This window comes from Pseudomonas sp. BSw22131 (genome assembly GCF_026810445.1).
GTDB classification, from domain to species: domain Bacteria; phylum Pseudomonadota; class Gammaproteobacteria; order Pseudomonadales; family Pseudomonadaceae; genus Aquipseudomonas; species Aquipseudomonas huanghezhanensis.
Map to the genome: position 1 here is coordinate 1,930,430 of NZ_CP113949.1, position 22,091 is coordinate 1,952,520.

The window sequence follows — 22,091 nt, forward strand, 5'->3', positions numbered from 1 at the left end:
TGTGGACAAGTTGCTTTACGTCGCCATGAGCGGTGCATCCGAAAACGCCATCGCGCAAAAGGCTCACGCCAACAACCTGGCGAACGTCTCGACCAACGGATTTCAGCGTGACCTCGAACAGGCTCGCTCAATGCCCGTCTACGGCGAAGTGATGCCCTCGCGCGCCTACGCCATGAGCGAGCGTCCCGGCACCGACTTCAGTCCCGGTTCGATGGTCGACACCGGCCGTGATCTGGACGTCGCCGTCAAAGGTGATGGCTGGATGGCCGTGCAGACCGCCGACGGTGGCGAAGCTTACACCCGCACCTCCAGCATGAACATTGACGCCCTGGGCGTATTGCGCGATGGCAACGGATTGCCGGTCATGGGCAATGCCGGGCCGATTGCCGTGCCGCCCCAGCAGCAGATCGAGATCGGCGCCGACGGCACGATCAGCGTTCGCTCGCTGGGTGAAAGCCCGCAGGTCATGGCTCAAATCGACCGCATCAAACTGGTCCGACCGGACATGGCAAACATGGAAAAAGGCCCGGACGGGCTGATGCACACCAAAGACGGCAAAGCCGCTCAGATGGATGCCACCGTACAGGTCGAGTCCGGTTTCCTGCAGTCGAGTAACGTCAACGCGGTCAATGAAATGACTTCGGTGCTGGCGCTGTCTCGTCAATTCGAATTGCACATCAAGATGATGAAGACCGCTGAGCAGGATGACGAGTCGATGGCTCGCGTCTTGCAAATGGGCTAATGACTGACAGCTTGCGCCGATAATCAGGCGCTCGAGGAGATTGAGAAATGCTTCCTGCACTATATGTCGCAAAAACCGGTCTCGCCGCTCAGGACACGAACCTGACGACGATTTCCAACAACCTGGCCAACGTGTCGACCACCGGTTTCAAGAGTGATCGCGCCGAGTTTCAGGACCTGCTTTACCAGATCAAGCGTCAGCCAGGCGCCCAGTCGACTCAGGACAGCGAACTGCCGTCCGGTCTGCAGCTGGGTACCGGTGTGCGCATCGTCGGCACGCAGAAAAACTTCACGGCGGGCAGCCTGCAAACCACCAACCAGCCGCTGGACATGGCGGTCAATGGGCGTGGTTTCTTCCAGATCCGTCAGCCTGACGGCACTCTGGCGTACACCCGCGACGGTACGTTCCACCTGGACAGCAACGGCCAGATCGTGACCTCCAACGGTTACGCCGTTGAACCCGCCATTGTGGTTCCGCAGGATTCCCAGACCTTTACTGTCGGCGAAGACGGCACCGTGTCGATCACCACCTCGACCAACACCGCCACGCCGCAAGTGATCGGTAACCTGCAAACCGCCGACTTCATCAACCCGGCCGGCCTGCAATCCCAAGGTGGCAACCTGTACCTGGAAACCGCGTCAAGCGGCGCCCCGCAAGTGGGTACTCCGGGCCTGAACGGTTTGGGCGTGGTCAAGCAGAACACTCTGGAAAACTCCAACGTCAGCACCGTTGAAGAGCTGGTGAACATGATCACCACGCAGCGCGCCTACGAGATGAACTCCAAAGTGATCTCGACCGCTGACTCCATGCTGCAGTACGTCACGCAGAACCTGTAATACCCGATGCAAACGGATTCGACTGATCAATTGGATGGGGCACCTGATACGTGCCTGCTACACCGCGAGGTTTTAAGTGTCATGAAACGGCTTCCTGTTGTGCGGCTTTGTGTGTTGGTAGCGTCGGTCTGCGGACTGTCGGTATTGGCGGGCTGCGTTGCGCCTGCAGCCAAGCCCAACGACCCTTATTACGCGCCGGTGTTACCGCGCACGCCGCTGCCTTCGGCGGCCAATAATGGCTCCATCTATCAGGCCGGTTTCGAGCAGAACCTGTACGGCGACCGCAAGGCTTACCGTGTGGGCGACATCATCACCATCACACTCTCGGAAAGAATGGCCGCCAGCAAAGCCGCCAGTTCCGGGATCAGCAAGACCAGCAAAACCAGCGTCGGCCTGACCTCGCTGTTCGGCGCCGGGGTCAGCACCAACAACCCGGTGGGCGGCGGTAACCTGAGCCTGGACGCTGGCTACAGCGGCGACCGCGCGACCAAGGGCTCCGGCACCGCAGCGCAGAGCAACACCCTCACAGGTTCGGTGACGGTGACCGTGGCCGACGTGTTGCCCAACGGCATTCTGTCGGTACGTGGCGAGAAGTGGATGACGCTCAACACCGGTGACGAACTGGTGCGCATCGCAGGCTTGGTCCGGGCGGACGACATCGCCACTGACAACACCGTTTCGTCCACTCGCGTGGCCGATGCGCGGATTACTTATTCCGGTACAGGCGCGTTTGCCGATTCCAGCCAGCCAGGGTGGTTCGACCGATTCTTCCTCAGCCCGTTGTTCCCTTTCTGATCGCGGGATGGCCATGACTAATTTCAAGCAACTGATAGCGGCAGCCTTGCTGATGACCTCAGCCTTCGGTGTTCACGCCGAACGCCTGAAAGACATCGCCAGCATCTCCGGCGTACGGACCAACCAATTGATCGGTTACGGCCTGGTGGTCGGCCTCAACGGCACGGGCGACCAGACCACACAGACCCCGTTCACGCTGCAGACCTTCAACAACATGCTGTCGCAGTTCGGCATCAAGGTGCCGGCAGGCTCGGGCACCGTGCAGCTGAAAAACGTGGCGGCGGTCGCGGTGTATGCCGATTTGCCGGCGTTCTCCAAGCCCGGTCAACAGATCGACATCACGGTTTCGTCCATCGGTAACTCGAAAAGCCTGCGCGGCGGCGCGCTGCTGATGACCCCGATGAAGGGTATCGACGGCAACGTCTACGCAGTGGCACAGGGCAACCTGGTGGTCGGCGGTTTCGACGCTGAAGGCCGCGACGGTTCGAAGATCACGGTCAACGTGCCATCGTCTGGTCGTATCCCGGGCGGCGCTTCGGTAGAACGTACCGTGCCGAGCGGCTTCAACCAGGGCAACTCGCTGACGCTGAACCTCAATCGCTCCGACTTCACCACCGCCAAGCGCGTAGTCGACAAGATCAACGACATGCTCGGCCCTGGCGTTGCCCAGGCACTGGACGGCGGTTCCGTGCGGGTAACCGCGCCGCTCGACCCCAATCAGCGCGTCGATTATCTGTCGGTGCTGGAAAACCTTGAAATCGATCCGGGCCAGACCTCGGCGAAAGTCATCATCAACTCGCGTACCGGCACCATTGTCATCGGCCAGAACGTCAAAGTGTCGCCAGCGGCCGTTACCCACGGCAGCCTGACCGTGACCATTACCGAAGACCCGATCGTCAGCCAGCCAGGCGCCTTGTCAGGTGGTCAGACTGCGGTTGTGCCGCGCTCCAAGATCAATGCTCAGCAAGAGCTGCACCCGATGTTCAAATTCGGCCCGGGCACCACGCTGGACGAAATCGTTCGTGCGGTTAACCAGGTCGGCGCAGCACCGGGCGACCTGATGGCCATTCTCGAAGCCTTGAAACAGGCCGGCGCGTTGCAAGCCGACCTGATCGTGATTTAAGAGGCAAACTGAATGAGCATTCCAAGCGGCGGCGTCTCTTCCGGTGATTCAGGTGCGTACACCGACCTCAATCGTCTGACGGCCATGAAAACCGGTGATCGCGACAGCGAGGGCAACCTCAAGAAAGTCGCGCAGGAATTCGAGTCGCTGTTCGTCAGCCAGATGCTCAAGGCCATGCGCTCGGCCAACGAAGTGCTGGCCAAGGACAACCCGATGAACACTGCGGCGACGCGGCAGTATCAGGACATGTATGACCAGCAATTGTCGGTGAGCATGTCCCGCGAAGGCGGCGGTATTGGTCTGCAGGACGTGCTGATGCGTCAGCTGTCCAAGACCAAGGCCGGTGTGGTGCCTGCCGCGACCGCTGATACCGGCGCGGCCAAGACCGATACCGGCGTGGCGCAAACCGGGCTGGCAACACGCATTGCCCAGCGTCCTTTGTGGGCGACACGCTCCGTGGCGGCGGATCAGAATACTTCGCTGAACGCTGCCGGCGGCGCTGCGCACAACGACGTTGCCGCGCTCAACTCGCGGCGTCTGGCGCTGCCAAGCAAGCTGGCCGACCGGATCATGGCCGGCATCGTGCCAGGCAGCGCAGCGGCAGCTGACACACCGGCTGCCGCCACCACGCTTAAAAACCGCATCGACATCGCTCAGGCTGTCGCGGCCGCAAAAAGTGGCACCAACCAGGGTAACGGCGACTGGACGCTGGGCCCTGCGTATTCAGCTCCGGCGCACCCCTACATGCGCACCATGGCTCAACCGCCACTGGCGCCGGGCAAGAGTGCCTTTACCAGCCACGACCAGTTTGTCGCGACCATGTTGCCGCTGGCCAAGGAAGCCGCCGCGCGTATCGGCGTCGACCCAGGTGTGCTGGTGGCTCAGGCGGCACTGGAAACCGGCTGGGGCAAATCGATCATGCGTCAGCAGGACGGCAGCAGCAGCTACAACCTGTTTGGCATCAAGGCCCAGGGCGGCTGGAAAGGGCCCGAGGCACGCGCGATCACCAGCGAGTTTCGTGACGGGCAAATGGTCAAGGAAACGGCGGACTTCCGCTCCTATGACTCTTACGCCAGCAGCTTCCATGACCTCGTGAGCTTCCTGCAGAACAACAATCGCTATCAAGAAACGCTGAAATCTGCCGATAACCCTGAACAGTTTGTGAAAGAGCTGCAGAAGGCCGGTTACGCGACCGACCCTGAGTACGCGAGCAAGATTTCACAGATAGCGAAACAGATGAAGAGTAACCAGACCTACGCAGCCGCATCGGGCTCTTCCACGACTTTATAAGGCTTGAACCATGTCACTGATTTCAATTGGCCTTTCAGGGCTGTACGCCTCCAGCGCATCAATGACCACCATTGGTAACAACACGGCAAACGTTGATACCAAGGGATATTCGCGCCAGCAGGTGATGACCGCCGCATCCGCGCAGCAGAACATCGGGGTCGGCTTTATCGGCACCGGTACGACGCTGTCCGACGTGCGCCGGATCTACAACAGCTACCTCGACAGCCAATTGCAGACCAGTACCTCGCTCAATTCCGACGCCACGGCCTACCTCGGTCAGGCCAGCAAGATCGACTCGATGCTCTCCGACAGTGCTACCGGGCTGGGCGGTGTGCTGGCAGACTTTTTCACCAAGCTGCAAACCGTCTCGACCAAAGCGGGTGACTCGGCCTCACGCGATACGTTTCTGAAAAGCGCTCAGGCCTTGTCCGCTCGCTTCAATTCCACGTCCGCGCAGTTGAAAGACCAGAACGCTTCGATCAACACGCAACTGGGTGCAGTAGCCGGGCAAGTCAACTCGTTGGGTTCGACCATCGCCAGCCTCAATGGCCAGATCACCACCGCACGCGGCACAGGCACCGAGCCCAACTCGCTGCTCGATGCGCGCAACGAAGCGGTGCGTCAGCTCAATGATCTGGTGGGCGCCAAAGTCGTTGAAAACAACGGCAGCTACGAGGTCTCTATCGGCTCCGGTCAGCCACTGGTGATCGGCAATACGTCGAACACAGTGTCGGCCAGCCCGAGTGACGCCGACCCCAGTCAGTATTCGCTCAAACTGCAGACCCAGCAGGGCAGCATGGACGTCACTTCGGTCGTGACCGGTGGCACCATCGGCGGTCTGTTGCGCTATCGCAGTGAAGTGCTGCAACCGGCGATCAACCAGTTGGGCCGTCTGGCCCTGGTGACTTCCGATCAGGTCAACAGCCAGTTGAATCAGGGTGTCGACAGCAACGGCGATTTCGGCGCGAACCTGTTCAACAGCATCAACGACCCGAGCCTGACCAGCCAGCGCAGCATCGGCGCCAAGGGCAACAGCGCAGGCTCGGGCAACCTTGACGTGACCATCGCCAACACCGGGTCGCTGACGTCCAATGACTATCAGGTGACGTTCACCAGCGGCACTGCCTACAGCATCAAACGCCTGCCCGATGGCAAAGCCATGGGCGCCTACGACACCGGTACCACGCCGCCGCCAGTGATTGAAGGCTTCTCGCTCAAGCTCAGCGGTGGCGCTGTGGTGGCCGGTGATTCGTTCAAAGTGACGCCAACCCGCAGCGGTGCCGAAAGCATCAAAACGGTGATGAACGACACCAAGACTCTGGCCATGGCAGCGCCGTTGACTGCTACTGCTGGCGCCAGCAACAAGGGCAGCGGTCAGTTCACGCAGCCGGCGCTGTCCACTCAGTCGAATATCTACGACAGCGCAGCCACCGCAGACATGCGCAACGCCATCAGCAGTTCGATGCCGGTGCGCGTGGTGTTCGGCGATGTGGTCGGTGGAGCTCAGAGCTACAAGCTGGTCGACGCCTCCAACAATGCGGTCAAAGACAAATCCGGGAACCCGATCACGGGTTCCGTGGTGCAAAACCAGGCCAACGACATCAGCTTCGATGTGGGTTACACAGACTCTGCGGGGGCAACGCAGTCGTACACGTTCGGCATGACCATTTCCGGCAGCATGACCTCGGGCGACACCGTTGCCGTGGACATCACCGGCGCCGGATCCTCGGACAACCGTAACGCCAACGCGACGCTGGCCCTGCAAACAAAGCAGACCGTCGACACCGTCAACGGCAATGGCACCGGGATGAGTATTTCGGGCGCCAACACCAGCCTGATCTCGACCGTCGGTGCGCAAGCGGCGCAGGCCAAGGCAGACAGCGCCGCTACCACGGCAGTGGTCGATCAGGCCACCAGCGCGCGCGATGCGGTGTCGGGGGTGTCGCTGGATGAAGAGGCCGCCAACCTGATCAAATATCAGCAGTACTACACGGCGTCTTCGCAAATCATCAAAGCCGCCCAAGCCATTTTCAGCACGCTGATCAACAGTCTTTAAGGGGTCGTAATCCATGCGTATTTCAACTGCTCAGTTTTACGAAACCAGCGCCGCCAACTACCAGCGCAACTACTCCAACGTCCTCAAGACCAGTGATGAGGTGTCCAGTGAAGTACGCCTGAACACGGCTGGCGATGACCCCCTTGGCGCCGCGCGCGTTCTGCAACTGCAACAACAGAACGCGTTGCTGACGCAGTACAAATCCAACATCAGCACTGTGAGCACCAACGTCACGCAGTCCGAGTCGGCGATGACCGGCATTCAGTCGGCCATTCAGAGCGCGCAGGAGCTGGTCCTCAAGACCGCCAACGCGACCTACACCGACAAGGACCGCCAGGCCACCGCAGACGAACTCAAGCAGCTCCAGCAGCAGATTCTCGGCTTGATGAACAGCAAGGACGCCAGCGGCGCCTACCTGTTTTCCGGCTCCAAGAGCACGACCCCGCCGTACGCGGTCAACCCCGATGGCAGCTACAGCTATCAGGGCGACCAGACCAAGATGAATGTCGACATCGGCACCGGGATCTCGATGGCGACCAACACTACCGGCTGGGATGCGTTCGAGCAGGCGATCAACACCACACGCACGTCCACCACGCTGACGGCGCCCGCCACCAACGATGGCGTGGTTGCGCTGTCGGGGGGCTCGGTGACTTCTTCGGTCGCCTACGACGCCAAGTTTGGCGAGGGCGAGCCGTACAGCGTCAGCTTCCAGAGCAGCACGCAGTTCAAGATCACCGACAAGAATGGCAACGACGTGACGGCCGATTCGTCTCAGGCCGGCGCGTTTACCTCCAACAACGCGTCCAACCAGACCATCGCCTTTCGCGGCCTTGAGCTGAACCTGAACATCAACCTGACCACCGCCCAGTATTCGAACTCGGCTGCGGCCGACGCTGCCGTTGCAGGCCACACCTTCACCCTCGGCGTATCCCCAAGCAGCGTGGCCACTTCGCGCTTGCCGGGCAACACTTCGGCGGCGGTCATCACCGGTTCTACCGTAAGTGACACGGCGACCTACAACAACAGCTTCCCGTCGGGCGGGGCGATCCTCAAGTTCACCAGCGCCACCGACTTCTCCATGTACGCCTCGCCGTATACCGCAGGCGACAAGTCAATCTCTTCCGGAACCATGGCCGGCAACGTGGCTACCGCTGCCGGCATCAGCTTTACCGTCAGCGGCGCGCCGAATGCCAACGATCAGTTCACCGTGCAAGGCTCCACCCAGCAGACGCAAAACGTGCTCAATACCCTGACCACGGCGATCAAGGCGCTCACCACGCCGGCGGATGGCAAGCCGCAAGTCATGCAGTCGCTACAAGCGACCATCACCTCCGCAATCGGCAACCTGAAAAGCGCCAGCCTCAAGGTGGGTTCAGCGATTGCCGAAGGCGGTACCCGCCAGGCCACCTCCGACGACCAGAACGTCACCAACCAGTCGATGATCGACAACGCCTCCAACGAGTCGAGCAAGATCACCGCCGCGGACCCGGTCGATTCGGTTGCTCGCCTGACCCTGCAGAAAACCATGTTGCAGGCCTCGCAGCTGGTGTTTACCCAATTGTCTGCGCTGAACCTGTTCAGCAAGCTGTAATCGCCTGACCGGATGGCAGTGTCGGCATCGCCAGCACTGCCATCGCAGCGCGCCAACCGTTATTGTCAGCGGTAACCGGGCCCTGCATCGCCTGGGTCAGTCCGCCGCTTGTGAGTTATCCCTGTGAATTCAGCTCCCCTCGTCAGCATTGTCATCCCCGCCTTCAATCCGCGTTTTTTCCAGCGAGCGCTGGAAGGTGCTCTGACGCAGCAGTACGCCCACCTCGAAGTGGTTGTCTGTGATGACTCTCGCGGTGACGAGATCGAGAAAATCGTCCGCACGTTTGCCGCGTCTACGCCGGTGCCGCTTCGTTATCTTCGCAATCCACAGCGGCTTGGCTTCGTTGGCAATCTGCGTGAGTGCCTGACGCAGGCACAGGGCGAATACATCAAGTTTCTGTGTGACGACGATCAGTTGTTCCCGCAAGCGGTGTCGGCCCAGGCCGAGCAATTGAGCCGTCATGCCGACGTGCATCTGGTGTTGGGCCAGCGGCTGTTGTGGGATGCCGATGATGTTCAGTTGCCGGCACGCCTGGAAAACAGCGCGTTGGCGCCGACCAGCGCGGTGTTCAAGGGCGATGACTTGTTGGCGATCTTCGAAGCGTTTCCGATGAATTTCATCGGCGGGCTGAGCAGTGCGCTGTTTCGACGTGAAGACCTGCAAACGTATCTCCCCGCGCTGACACAGGCCGGCCATTGTTTTGCGGCAATGCTGGATCTGGCGCTGTACGTGTGCCTGATGCGGCGCGGCAATGTGATCGTGCTCAACAACGTGCTGAGCGTGGAACGCCTGCACCCGGATCGGCTCAGCCTTCAGCAGGCGATGAAGGTCGCTGCCGACACCGAGCGCGACTGGCTGGTGCAGATGCTTCAGGCGCGCAGCGGTGAATCGGCCCCCGCCAAAGGCTGGGTGCGTTACCAACCGATGACCGGCCAGGACACTGTTGACCGCGTCTGGGAAGAGCTGCCATTAAGCCGCGCGCTGGGCACCAAACAGACCACACAACAGTGGCGGGTGGGCGTAACCAGCGAAAGTTTTGGCGAGCTGTACGCGCAGTGGCTGGGGTGTCGCGCCCTGACCGACCTGCAGCAAGAACAATTGCCGAACACCCTGGCGCACTGGCCATCACGGCCCAGAATCGTGCCGGTCATCATCGATCAGACTCGCAGTCGTGCCAGCCTCGCGGTGACGCTGGACAGTATCGAAGAGCAGCTGTATCAGCCGGAACTGACGCTGGTGCTGTCGTCCACTTGCACTGAGTCGCGTCTGGACGGGCGTGTGTTCAGCCTGCCCCTTGAAGACGATGTCCATGCCCAGCTCAACGCGTTGTTGCCGCAACTGGACGGCGCGCAGTGGTTTTATCTGCTGAGTGCTGGAGATCGGCTGGTCAAACCGGCGCTGCTGATGCTGGCCGAGCGGGTGGCGATGAACGATCACCTGCGCTGTGTGTACGGCGATGAGGGCGCGCTGCGCGAAGGCGAGTCGGCGGAGCCGGTGTTCAAGCCGGACTTTAACCTCGACCTGCTGCGAGCCTACCCGTATGTGGGCCGCGCATTGGCGTTCAGCCGCGAAGGCATGCTGGGCGTGGGCGGATTCGATTCAGGCTTTGGCGTACTCGCGGCGCACGATGTGCTGTGGCGACTGATCGAAGCCGAAGGCGACGGTGTGGTCGAGCACATCAGCGAGCTGATGGTCGAGTCGCAATTCGCGCTCTCGCAGTGGCTGGCGCTGCCTGAGGTGCTCGAGCAGAACATCAAGGTGGTCGAGGCGCATTTGCAGCGCTGCGGCATCGCGCACCGGATTCGTCAGGGCGAGCATGTGTCGTTGGTCAACCGGATTGACTTCCTGCATGACGCGCAGCCGCTGGTCTCGATTGTGGTGATCGTCAAAGATCAGTTACCCGCCCTGCAACGTTGCGTTGAAAGCTTGCTGGGCAAGACCGCGTACCAGCATTACGAGTTGCTGATTGTCGATAACGGCAGCGAGCATCCGGAAACCTGCGCCTGGCTGGCGGCCATGGGGCAGCTCGACAGCACTCGGTTGCGGGTACTGCGCATGCCTGAAGAGGCTAGCCATCCGGCACTGTTCAACGCTGCTGCACAGGATGCCCGTGGCGATTACCTGGTGTTGCTCAATGCGTATGCGGTGATCACCCATGCGCAGTGGCTCACTGAGATGGTGAGTCAGGCTCAGCGTCCGGAAGTGGGCATAGTGGGCGCCAAGCTGTTCGGCCCTGAGGGCCATGTCGTGCATGCGGGCATGATTCTGGGCTTGCACGGCCCGGCGGGTGTGCCGTTTTTTGGCGAATCGCTCAACGCCAGCGGCTACATGCAGCGCCTGCAGACGGTTCATGACCTGAGCGCTGTCGGCGGTGATTGCCTGATGGTGCGCAAGGCGGTATTCGAAAGCGTGGGCGGTCTGGAAGCCACCCGCTACGGCCATCACCTGAGTGCGGTTGACCTGTGTTTGCGGGTGCGTGAAAGCGGTTATCTGGTGGTGTGGACGCCTCACGCGTTGCTGGCGCTAGGTTCGCAGCCACCTGTGGTCCGCGACGCGGCCTGGCAAGCACTGCGCGCAAAGGAAGACGAGCAGTTTTACCTGCGCTGGCTGCCGGTGGTCGCACGTGATCCGGCGTACAACCCGAACATGGCGCTTAATAGTCTGGGCGGTGCCAGTTTCAGTCTGGAGCCCGGTTTGAAAAGCGGCTGGAGCCCGTTTTCTCGCGCTCATTTGCCCAAGGTGCTGGCTTTGCCGATCAACGCCTCGGCCATCGGTCACTACCGCGTCACCCAGCCGTTGATCGAACTGGAGTCGGCAGGCAGGGCAGTGGGGGTAATCAATTACAACTTGCCGACGATCATCGATATCGAGCGTCAGTCGCCGGACATCATCGTGCTGCAAGGACGCTACAGCGAGGCGCCGATCGACGAGATCGTCGGCCTGAAAACCTATTCCAATGCGCGGCGCATTTTTGAGCTCGATGACTACGTGATTCACGTCCCGACCAAAAATGCGCATATCCGTAACATGCCCGATCGCCTGGAAATGGAGCGTCTGGTGCGCCGCGGTATCAGCTTGTGCGACCGGGTCGTGGTGTCGACCCAGCCGCTGGCGGACGCGTTATCGCACATGCACGACGACATCCGCGTGGTGCCCAACATGCTTTCGCCACACTGGTGGAGCGGCATGACCAGCCAGCGGCGCACGTCTACCCGGCCGCGTGTCGGTTGGGGCGGCGGCACCAGCCATACGGGTGATCTGGAGATCATTCAGGAGGTGGTGCGTGAACTGGCGGACGAAGTGGACTGGGTGTTCTTTGGCATGTGCCCGGAGGCTTTGCGGCCTTACGTGCGCGAGTTCCATCCCGTGGTGGACCTGGCGCTGTACCCGGCCAAGCTGGCGAGCCTGAACCTGGACCTCGCACTGGCGCCGCTGGAGCGTCATATCTTCAACGACTGCAAAAGCAACCTGCGGCTTCTTGAGTACGGCGCCTGCGGTTATCCGGTGATTTGCACCGACACCCTAGCCTATCGCGGCTACTTGCCATGCACCCGCGTCTACACCAACACCACAGAAGAATGGCGCGACGCGATTCGCAGCCACCTCGCTGACCCCGATGCCAGCTACCGCCAGGGCGACGCCCTGCGCGAAGCCGTGTTGCGCGACTTCATGCTGCGCGGCGACAACCTCCAGCATTGGGTGAATGGCTGGCTGGCCGACTGACTAGAGGCACAACATCAGGCCCCAAACCAATTGGCTTTGGGCCAGAATCAAAATCCCAGGAACGCCGCACATCAATCGGTCTTTGGCCAGAATCAAAGTACTCAGGTACGCCACAAATCAATGTAGGAGCGCACGAGCCGTGCGAGGCCGCGATGGGGCGCGCAGCGGCCCTGAAACCAGACGCCGCGGTCATATCTGAACCACCGCGCATGCAGCATTTACTGCCGCTTCGCGCCAGATCGTCCGATTGCGGCCCAGAGACAAGCCACGCTCCTACGGCCTTCGGTCAGAGTCAAACCCCCAGGTACGCCGCAAATCTCTGTAGGTGCCCTCGATCAACACGAGGCTGCGATGGGCGTAATGACGAATCTGCCGTAGCCACGCAAGGAGCTGATCTGGCTCGTTTCCTGCAAACCCTCCGCATCGCTAGCCAATTCTCTGGCACGCCGCGCGCTGTCCGCTGTTTGACCCGCGTCTGTGCCGGTTTCCGGGCGTTGCGCTCACGTTTCGAAGTCGCCTCGGCGGTTGGCGGAAGAGAGCGGCGCGCGCAATTGGCTTCCCTGTATCAGTGGCCTGGTCGAACGGGTTTAAGGAATCGGATATGAACAACGCTTTGCCCATTGAGCACCCGTCAGCGCTGCACGATTTGTTGACTGTCGTCGTCGTCACCCAAGACCGGCCAGCCTACCTGCGCAGGGTTTTGCAACACTACGCCAGCTTGCCCTGCCGCACGGTGGTGCTGGACTTCTCCGCCGAGGCTTACGCTTTTCAGGGCGAATTCGGCGATACCTTCGATTACCTGCACCTTGCTCAACACGCTGCCACCAAGATGACCCGCGGCCTTGCCCACGGGCTGGCTCACGTCACCACGCCTTACACCGTGATCGCCGCCGACAGCGACTTCATCGTGCACGCAGCGCTGGCTGACGCCGTCCAGTTTTTGCAGGATCAACCGCAGTACGGCCTCTGCCACGGCTACAGCCTGATGTTCGAGCCGCTGGCCAGTTCGGTGAACTTCCTGCGCCGCGACAAAAAGGTCTGCGAAGACTACGCCGCAGAGGCGCCCCAAGACCGCTTGCTGGCGTATTTCCAACAGTACATTCCGGCGTTCAACGCAGTGACCCGCACCGCGTTGCTGCAAGACGCATACGCCGTGTTGCCCGAGCAAATGAAGGGCCATTGGCATGAAATTGCCCACGCAGCCTATCTGTTGCTGCGAGCCAAGGCGCGCATCCTGCCAATTCCCTACGCAGTGCGTGAACTTGAGCCTCAGGGCGCCACCGATAACCTTGATCTCTATCAGGCGCTGAGCCGCCTGGATGCGGGATCACTGGCAGAGCGCGAAGCGTTCGCAGCGTTTATGGCGCAGGTGCTCGCGGACATCGACGGCAGCGATCCGGTCCGCGCCAGGCACGTCATGATCGAAGCGTTCGCGGCCATGGCTGACGGCCTGCGTACCGGCGCTTCGCTGGGCCTTGAAAAGATTATCGAATCCACCTGGAACGAACCGTTCCTGGGGCCACAGCGCGTGTTCGAACCGCGCCAATACGTCGAAATGCCGTTCTACAACCAAGCGTTTTTCGACACGCTCACCGACTACGAATTTCTCATTCACGCGCTGCCGGCAGGTCGTCTGCAGCTGCAGCAACTGGAGGGTGTTTGGGTCAAGCAAGAAGCGCTGCTGGTCGGGCATGAAAACGATGTGCCAGATACCGTTTCAACCCGTCTGTGGGAAGCCATGGCGCTCAATCCGTTCAATCGCCAGGTTGTCAACAATCTGACGCAGGTGCTGATTGCCCAGGGTCAGGAAGACGACGCCGACGAGATGGTCCTGTGGCAGGATCGCCTTGGCGCCATGCCGGCCTACGACAGCCTTGAGGTGCTCAGCGGCATGCCCTCAGGACGTCTGCTGAACTGGCTGGACGGGCGGCGTCCTACTGCGGACCGGGTAGCTGAGATCACCGCGCGTGTGGCGGCGGAGCAGGGCGGTCCTCAGTTCGGGCTGCTGTTGCTCGATCTGGAGGACGACATGAACAAACTGCAAGCGACCCTCGACAGCCTGGTCGAAGGCGTTTGCAGGTCGTTCAGGATCGTGGTCTTCACCACTGGCATGCCGCCTGCGGCCACCACGCTCAGCAATACGCTGCATTTCGTGAAAGTCACACGCAGCAATTACGTCGACAAGCTCAACCAGATCGCGCGTCAACTGGCCTGCGACTGGCTGATGCTGGCCCAGGTCGGCGATACGTTCACGCCGGCCGGGCTGACCCGTGCCAGTCTGGAATTGATGGGTGCCGATCAGGTGCGCGCGGTGTCGGCCGATGAAATTCAGCGCCAGAGCAACGGCGCGCTGGTTGACGTTTTCCGCCCCGGTTTCAACCTTGATCTGCTGCAAAGCCTGCCTGCCCAGATGGCGCGCCACTGGCTGATTCGGCGCGATGTTTTTCTGGAGGCAGGCGGTTATTCGGCTGACTTCATCGACGCCCTGGAATATGACCTGGTGCTGCGCATCATCGAGACGGGCGGTCTGGCCTGGCTTGCGCACCTGGACGAACCGCTGCTGGTGTGTGATGCCCCGGCTGTTGAAGAAAACAGCCACGAACGACTGACCCTGATCCGCCACCTCGGCACACGCGGATACAAGGCGTTGGTCACCTCGGCGCAACCGGGTACGTGGCAGGTCGATTACCGTCACAGCCATCGTCCGCAGGTCTCGATCATCGTGCATGGCGCTGGCGATCTGAGCCTGTTGCAGCGTTGTCTGACCAGCATTACCCAGCGGACCCGATACACCGCGTACGACATTCTTGTCGCCGCCGCCCCGGGTTGGCCGTCCGCCACCCTCGACTGGCTGGCGACCCAGGAAAAACCCGGCAGCCGTGTGCGAGTGATCCGCGATGCCCAACAGCAGGACGCGGCACTGATCAACCAGGTGGCGCAGCAGGCCAAGGGGGAATACCTCGTGCTGTTCGCCGCCAACGGCGAAGTGATCAACCCCAACTGGCTGGGCTCGCTGCTCAACCATGCGCTGCGCCCGGAAGTCGGTGTGGTGGGCGCCAAGCTGATCGACCGTGCGGGCAAGGTCACTCAGGCCGGTCTGATTCTTGGCATGAACGGCGGTGTGGGTTCGGCGTTCGTCGGCCAGGCCAAGGATGCGCCGGGCTACTTGCAGCGGTTGGTCGTGGAACAGAATTACTCAGCGGTTTCGGACGTCTGCATGATGGTCCGCAAAGCGCTGTTCGAAGATGCGGGCGGTCTGGACACCGAGCAGTTCGGCGAGGCGTTCAGCGACATAGACCTGTGCCTGAAGCTGGGTCAGGCAGGTTATCTGACCGTCTGGACGCCGTTGGTACATGTCGTTCATCCGGGGACGTTGCCCGACGCACCAGCAGCGTTGGCTGCACTCAAGCACAAGTGGGCGAGCGTGTTCGAACATGACCTGGCGTACAACAAGAACCTGGCGCTGAGCGGACAGGGCTTCACCCTCAGCAATGACGCCAGTGTCAACTGGGCGCAGTTGCTCGCTTAAGCCCGCCACAGAGAAGGACACAGGTATGTTCAACGGCAAGTCAGTCTTCATCTCCGGCGCCACCGGCTCGTTCGGGCGAATGTTCATCCGCACGTTGCTTGAGCGCTACCAGCCCAAGCGCGTGGTGGTGTTCTCACGCGATGAGCTCAAGCAGTACGAAATGCAGCAGGACTTCAACGCGCCGTGCATGCGCTACTTCCTGGGCGATGTGCGCGACGCCGAGCGTTTGCATCAGGGCATGCGCGGCATCGATTACGTGGTGCACGCTGCGGCGCTAAAGCACGTGCCCGCAGCCGAATACAACCCGACCGAGTTCATTCGCACCAACGTCAACGGCGCTGAAAACATCATTGCCGCAGCGCTTGCCAACGGCGTGAAGAAGGTCATCGCGCTGTCCACCGACAAAGCGGCCAGCCCGATCAATCTGTACGGTGCGACCAAGTTGCTGTCCGACAAGCTGTTCGTCGCGGCCAACAACATCGCCGGCGAAGAGCAGACGCGTTTCGCCGTTGTGCGCTATGGCAACGTCGCCGGTTCGCGGGGCTCCATCGTGCCGTTCTTCAACAAGCTCATCGCGGGCGGCGCCAAAGAGCTGCCCATCACCGATGCACGCATGACGCGCTTCTGGATCACGTTGGACCACGGCGTGGATTTTGTTCTGCAGAGCTTTGCGCGGATGCACGGCGGCGAAGTATTCGTGCCGAAAATCCCGTCAGTGCGCATTGTCGATCTGGCCCAGGCAATGGCCGCCGATGTGCCGCACAAACTGGTGGGGATTCGTCCCGGCGAAAAACTGCACGAGCTGATGGTGCCGCAGGACGATGCGCGCATGACCCTGGAGTTCGAGGATCACTACACCATCGTGCCGTCGATCCGCTTCAACAACGTTGACGCCGATTTCAGCCTCGACGCCAGCGGCGCCAAAGGGCATCCGGTCGCGGACGATTTTGAATACCGCTCTGACACCAATCCGGATTTTCTGTCGATCCGCCAGATTGGTCAGATGCACGCCGACGTCACGTCATGATTCCCTACAGCCGGCAAAGCCTGGATCAGGCTGACATTGATGCCGTGGTGCAGGTGCTGGAGTCCGACTGGCTGACCCAGGGTCCGACTATCGAGCGGTTCGAAACCTCGATGGCGGCGCGTTGCGAGGCCGGTTTCGGGGTCGCGGTGTGCAACGCCACCGCAGCGCTGCACATTGCGTGTCTGGCACTGGATCTGGGGCCGGGCGACCGGCTGTGGACCAGCCCCAATACCTTTCTGGCGTCTGCCAACTGCGGCCGTTATTGCGGCGCCGACGTGGATTTCGTTGATATCGATCCGCTGACCTGGAACCTCGATGTCGTCGCGCTCCGGCACAAACTGCAAGCGGCCGAACGCGACGGGACGCTGCCCAAAGTACTGGTGGCGGTGGCGTTCTCGGGGCAAAGCTGCGACTTGCGCGCCATTGCCGAACTGGCCGATCACTATGGCTTTAGCGTGATCGAAGACGCTTCACACGCCGTGGGGGCTCGATACGCTGGCCGGCCGGTGGGGTGTAGCGAATTTACGGCAATGACCGTGTTCAGTTTTCACCCGGTGAAAATCATCACCAGTGGCGAAGGTGGGCTGGTGCTGACCAATCGACCTGAGCTTGCCGAGCGCCTACGCTCGCTGCGCTGTCACGGTATGACGCGTGACCCGGCGCACATGAGCGAGCCCAGTCACGGCCCCTGGTATTACGAGCAGGTTGAGCTGGGCTTCAACTACCGCATCACCGACATTCAAGCGGCGCTCGGGTTGTCGCAGCTGAACAAGCTCGATGGCTTTCTGGCGCGGCGTCGCGAACTGGCGGCGCGTTACCAGGCGCGTCTGTCCGACCTGCCACTGACCCTTCCAACGCTGCAGACGGAGGCAGAGTCTGCCTGGCATCTTTACGTGGTGCGGCTGCAGACCGAGCGTCTGAGCGTGACTCATCGCCAGGTGTTCGAGGCCCTGCGTGCTGCGGGGATCGGGGTCAACGTGCATTACATTCCGGTTCACCTTCAGCCGTATTACCGGGCGCAGGGTTTCAAGGCGGGAGACTTTCCCTGTGCAGAGGCTTACTACGCTCAGGCCATCAGCCTGCCGATGTTTCCGGGGCTGACCGACGAACAGCAAGATGCGGTGATCGTGCACTTGAAGCGTCTGTTGGCGGTCACCAACGGTGGAGGCGTGAATGCGAGAACTGACTGAACAAGAGCACTTCTGGCAGGGTGATTTCGGTAACGAATACGCGGCCCGCAATCAGGGCAGTGCGCTGGTCGCTGCCAATGTTGCGTTGTTCGCAAAGGCGCTGGCGCGCTCCCAGTCCATTGGCAGCGTGCTGGAGTTGGGCACCAACACCGGCAATAACCTGCAGGCAATTAATGCGTTGCTGCCGAGGGCTGAGTTGAGCGGTGTCGAGATTAACGCCAGCGCTCGCGCGCAGGCCCAACGCTTGGGCATCGCCGAAGTCTGGCAGGGGTCGTTGTTCGATTTCGCGCCGCAACGCACCTACGACCTGACCCTTAGCAAAGGCGTGCTTATCCACCTGGCGCCCGAGCGGCTAGGCGACGCTTACGCGCAGCTGTACCGCCTCAGCCGCCGCTACGTGCTGATCGCCGAATACTACAATCCGTCGCCGGTCGAGGTGCTCTATCGCGGCAACAGCGGCAAGCTTTTCAAACGTGACTTTGCGGGGGACATGCTCGAGCGTTTCGATGATTTGCACCTGCTCGATTACGGCTTCGTTTACCACCGTGACCCTCTGTTCCCCGCCGATGACATCACTTGGTTTTTGCTGGAAAAACGCCCATGAGCGCGGTGGCGATCATTCCAGCACGCGGCGGCAGTCAGCGCATTGCAAGCAAGAACATCAAGCTGTTCAACGGTCAGCCGATGATCGCCTGGTCGATCCGGGCAGCGCTCGCCAGTGGATTGTTCGACCGCGTGGTGGTCAGCACCGACGATGAAGACATTGCGTGCATCGCCCGTGAGCATGGCGCCCAGGTGCCGTTCATGCGCCCGGCTGAGCTGGCCGATGCCCGCACCGGTACGGCGGCGGTGATCCAGCACGCCTTGGCGACACTCGATCAGGCGTTCGATTACGCGTGTTGCATCTACGCCACCGCGCCGTTGATCCAGGTTCGCTTTCTGCGCCAGGGGTATGAGCTATTGAGCGCAGCGCCGCTGGCGTCGTATGCGTTCTCGGTGTGCAGCTTTGGTTTTCCGGTGCAGCGCGCATTGCTGATCAACGAAGCGGGCACACTGGCGCCGCTGCACCCTGAGTTCCGCAACGTGCGCTCGCAGGATCTCCCGACGGCTTATCAGGACGCCGGTCAATTCTATTGGGGGCGTTCCGACGCGTGGCTAAGGGGCGACGTGATTTTTTCGCCCAAGAGCGTGCCGGTGATTCTGCCTCGGCATCTGGTCCAGGACATCGACAGCGAAGAAGACTGGCTACGTGCGCAATACCTATACGCCGCGCTCCTGGCAGGCGGAGAGCTGGACGGATGAAGGTATTGATTCGCACAGATGCCTCCATTGCCATCGGCAGCGGGCACATCGCGCGCTGCCTGACCCTGGCGCAGGCGTTGCGCAAGCACGGCGCCGAAGTGGTATTTGCCTGCCGTCAGTTGAAGGGGCATCTGTTGCAGCGCGTCATCGAGCATGGCTTTGTTGCCCATGGTTTGCCTGCGTCTTACCCGCAGGAGAGCGGTGCGGATATCGAAGCTTCACTGCCGTGGCAGTCCGATATTGATGCGCTGACCGATGTGTTGGGCGATGAGCTTCGTTTCGATTGGCTGATCGTTGATCACTACGGTCTGGATGCGCAGTGGGAAACCGCGGCGCGTCGCTTTGCTGAGCGTCTGATGGCGATTGATGACTTGGCCAATCGGCCACACGCAGCGGACCTGCTGCTGGATCAGAACTTTTCAGCGCAGGCTGTCGAGCACGCTTATGCGGCTTGGGTCGGCGCCGATTGCCAGACCTTGCTCGGCCCTCGTTTCGCGTTGATGCGCGAGGCCTTTGAGTGCCAACCCATCGAGATCCGCCCCAAAGTCACGCGGGTGGTGGTCAACTTTGGCGGTTTCGACGCAGCGCGGCAGGTGTTCGCAACCTTGCTCGCGCTGCAATGCTTTACTGAGCTTGAAGTGGATTTCGTTGCCGGTTTGCACAACCCCGATTGGGACACGATGAGCGCACTGGCAGCCGCTCGTCCGCAGTGGCGTCTGCACACGCTGGTCGATGATTTTTGCGGGCTGCTGCTGCAGGCTGATCTGTTCATCGGCGCGGGCGGCGGCACGACTTGGGAGCGTGCGGCGCTGGGTTTGCCAACGGTCTGTATTTCGGTGGCCAACAATCAGCGCCTGAATGCGCAGCTGTTGGCACAAGCCGGCGCGCACTTGTATCTGGGTGCGTACGAGCAACTGGATTGCCAGCGACTGACCGAGGCAGTTGCGCTGCTGTGTGGCAACCGTGAACTGCGCCAGAGTTTTGCTCAGCGCTCCCGTGCGCTGGTCGACGGCAAGGGCGCGATGCGCGTTGTTGCCGCGTTGATGACGCCGGTGCTTGCGCTGCGTCCGGCCACCGCGCGGGACGCGGACCTGCTGTTTGAGGGCCGAAATGCCGAGCACGTTCGGTGCTGGTCCTTCAACCGCGAGCCGATTGATCGGGGCATCCACCAGCGCTGGCTTGATCAGAGTCTGAGCAGCGCCAACCGTTTGCTCCTGATCGCTGAAACCGTGCAGGGCCCGCTGGGCGTGCTGCGTTACGACCGGCAAGAAGAGCGCGTCGAGGTTTCGATTTACTTGATGGCGGGCCAGCTCGGGCTGGGCTGGGGCAGGGCGCTTTTACAGAGTGGCGAGCGCTACGTGCGCGAGCATTGGCCTGACGTGCGGATCATCGAAGCTCAGGCCATGGCCGATAACGCTGTGTCTATTACGCTTTTTCAAAAGGCCGGTTACGTGCAGGCCGAGTGTTATTTTCAGCGAGTGATCAATGATGAGTAGCTTCAAGATCGGTACACGCTCTATCGGCACCGATGCACCCCCGTTTGTGATCGCCGAAATGAGCGGTAACCACAACCAGTCACTGGATCAGGCGTTGCGCATCGTCGAGGCGGCCGCCAGGGCGGGGGCACACGCGCTGAAACTGCAAACCTACACCGCTGACACCATGACGCTGGATATCGCTGAGGGCGAGTTCTTTATCAAAGACCCGGAAAGCCTCTGGACGGGATCTTCGTTGTATTCGCTGTATGAAAAAGCGCACACGCCATGGGCATGGCACTCACCGATTTTTGAACGTGCCAAATCGCTGGGCATGCTGGCGTTCTCGACGCCGTTCGATGAGACCGCCGTAGACTTTCTCGAAAGCCTGGACGTGCCCGCCTACAAGATCGCCAGCTTCGAGAACACTGATATTCCGCTGATCCGGCGCGTGGCCGCGACCGGCAAGCCCATGATTATTTCCACCGGCATGGCCAGCATCGCCGAGCTGGATGAAAGCGTGACCGCTGCGCGTGAGGCCGGTTGCAAGGATCTGGTGCTGCTCAAATGCACCAGCACGTACCCGGCCTCGCCGCTGAACAGCCACCTGCGCACTGTTCCTCATTTGCGTGAATTGTTCGGCTGTCAGGTGGGCCTGTCCGATCACACCATGGGCGTCGGCGTGTCCGTGGCGGCGGTGGCGCTGGGCGCGACCGTCATTGAAAAACACTTCACGCTGGATCGCGCCGACGGTGGCGTGGATGCGAGCTTTTCACTGGAGCCTGCCGAACTGGCAAGCCTGGTGGTCGAGACCGAGCGTGCCTGGCAGGCCATGGGACACGTGCGCTATGGCGCGACGCAGGCCGAGGAGAAGTCGAGGGTATTTCGCCGTTCGTTATACGTGGTTCAGGACATCGCACCGGGGCAGGCATTGACTGCCGCAAACGTGCGCGCAATCCGTCCAGGCCTTGGTCTGGCGCCCAAACACATCGACGCCGTGCTCGGCCGCACAGCGCGAACCGGCCTGCGGCGCGGCACCCCGTTGAGCTGGGATTTGATCCAGTAAAAGCGCGGCGCTGCGTACATCCGCATGGACCGCATCGCGGCCTCGCACCGGCTCGTCAGCTCCAAAGGATTTGTGGCGTTCCCTCGTTTGTTTTGCTCGCGCACGCTTCGTTGAGCACCAACGTGTTCGCGACCCGTGTTGATGGGTTAAGCCCGTCCCGGCCTCTCGCGAATGAATTCGCGCCTACAGGGCTGCGACTGCCGCTGAGCGATCACAACTTCATGTCAATTGCCTGTCTGAAGCGCCGCCAAGCCTTGCGCGGCGCTTACCGCTCAGCTAAAAGCTTGTAAAACTTTTGGTGACCTATGGGTCATAACGCGCATCTTCACTGTATCGTGCAGGT

General features: G+C 61.2%; 15 protein-coding genes. All 15 read left to right on the forward strand.

Going from position 1 to position 22,091, the window contains the following annotated elements:
- Position 1: 1 nt before the first annotated feature.
- A complete protein-coding gene (locus OYW20_RS08625) occupies positions 2 to 742 on the forward strand; it encodes a flagellar basal body rod protein FlgF (RefSeq protein WP_268800270.1) in 741 nt (246 codons plus the stop codon).
- A 47-nt stretch (positions 743 to 789) separates the two neighbouring features.
- Positions 790 to 1,578: a flagellar basal-body rod protein FlgG gene (gene flgG / locus OYW20_RS08630; RefSeq protein ID WP_268800271.1), complete on the forward strand. Its 789-nt coding sequence runs from the start codon at positions 790 to 792 to the stop codon at positions 1,576 to 1,578.
- Between the two features lie 81 nt (positions 1,579 to 1,659).
- Entirely contained in the window at positions 1,660 to 2,373 is a 714-nt protein-coding gene (flgH, locus tag OYW20_RS08635; protein WP_268800272.1) for a flagellar basal body L-ring protein FlgH, read from the forward strand.
- 13 nt (positions 2,374 to 2,386) lie between these two features.
- Positions 2,387 to 3,496: a flagellar basal body P-ring protein FlgI gene (locus OYW20_RS08640; protein ID WP_268800273.1), complete on the forward strand. Its 1,110-nt coding sequence runs from the start codon at positions 2,387 to 2,389 to the stop codon at positions 3,494 to 3,496.
- A 12-nt stretch (positions 3,497 to 3,508) separates the two neighbouring features.
- Positions 3,509 to 4,786: a flagellar assembly peptidoglycan hydrolase FlgJ gene (gene flgJ / locus OYW20_RS08645; protein WP_268800274.1), complete on the forward strand. Its 1,278-nt coding sequence runs from the start codon at positions 3,509 to 3,511 to the stop codon at positions 4,784 to 4,786.
- Positions 4,787 to 4,796: 10 nt separating this feature from the next.
- Positions 4,797 to 6,842 carry a flagellar hook-associated protein FlgK gene (gene flgK / locus OYW20_RS08650; protein ID WP_268800275.1) on the forward strand — a complete coding sequence of 682 codons (2,046 nt, stop codon included), beginning with the start codon at positions 4,797 to 4,799 and terminating at the stop codon, positions 6,840 to 6,842.
- A gap of 13 nt (positions 6,843 to 6,855) precedes the next feature.
- Positions 6,856 to 8,436 carry a flagellar hook-associated protein 3 gene (locus OYW20_RS08655; protein WP_268800276.1) on the forward strand — a complete coding sequence of 527 codons (1,581 nt, stop codon included), beginning with the start codon at positions 6,856 to 6,858 and terminating at the stop codon, positions 8,434 to 8,436.
- Positions 8,437 to 8,559: 123 nt separating this feature from the next.
- Complete coding sequence (locus OYW20_RS08660) at positions 8,560 to 12,159, forward strand: glycosyltransferase (protein WP_268800277.1); 3,600 nt, start codon at positions 8,560 to 8,562, stop codon at positions 12,157 to 12,159.
- 601 nt (positions 12,160 to 12,760) lie between these two features.
- Positions 12,761 to 15,688 (forward strand): TIGR00180 family glycosyltransferase, encoded by a 2,928-nt coding sequence (locus OYW20_RS08665; protein WP_268800278.1) that lies wholly within the window; start codon positions 12,761 to 12,763, stop codon positions 15,686 to 15,688.
- Positions 15,689 to 15,713: 25 nt separating this feature from the next.
- Positions 15,714 to 16,715, forward strand: a complete 1,002-nt coding sequence (pseB, locus tag OYW20_RS08670) for a UDP-N-acetylglucosamine 4,6-dehydratase (inverting) (protein WP_268800280.1) — start codon at positions 15,714 to 15,716, stop codon at positions 16,713 to 16,715.
- Complete coding sequence (pseC, locus tag OYW20_RS08675; protein ID WP_268800281.1) at positions 16,712 to 17,905, forward strand: UDP-4-amino-4,6-dideoxy-N-acetyl-beta-L-altrosamine transaminase; 1,194 nt, start codon at positions 16,712 to 16,714, stop codon at positions 17,903 to 17,905. Before pseB ends, pseC begins: the two co-directional genes overlap by 4 nt.
- A complete protein-coding gene (locus OYW20_RS08680) occupies positions 17,889 to 18,509 on the forward strand; it encodes a pseudaminic acid biosynthesis-associated methylase (RefSeq protein ID WP_268800282.1) in 621 nt (206 codons plus the stop codon). The genes pseC and OYW20_RS08680 overlap by 17 nt, the downstream gene beginning before the upstream one ends.
- Positions 18,506 to 19,207, forward strand: a complete 702-nt coding sequence (pseF, locus tag OYW20_RS08685) for a pseudaminic acid cytidylyltransferase (protein WP_268800283.1) — start codon at positions 18,506 to 18,508, stop codon at positions 19,205 to 19,207. Before OYW20_RS08680 ends, pseF begins: the two co-directional genes overlap by 4 nt.
- Positions 19,204 to 20,703 (forward strand): UDP-2,4-diacetamido-2,4,6-trideoxy-beta-L-altropyranose hydrolase, encoded by a 1,500-nt coding sequence (gene pseG, locus OYW20_RS08690; RefSeq protein WP_268800284.1) that lies wholly within the window; start codon positions 19,204 to 19,206, stop codon positions 20,701 to 20,703. The genes pseF and pseG overlap by 4 nt, the downstream gene beginning before the upstream one ends.
- Positions 20,696 to 21,748 carry a pseudaminic acid synthase gene (pseI, locus tag OYW20_RS08695; protein ID WP_268801085.1) on the forward strand — a complete coding sequence of 351 codons (1,053 nt, stop codon included), beginning with the start codon at positions 20,696 to 20,698 and terminating at the stop codon, positions 21,746 to 21,748. Before pseG ends, pseI begins: the two co-directional genes overlap by 8 nt.
- Positions 21,749 to 22,091 lie beyond the last annotated feature (343 nt).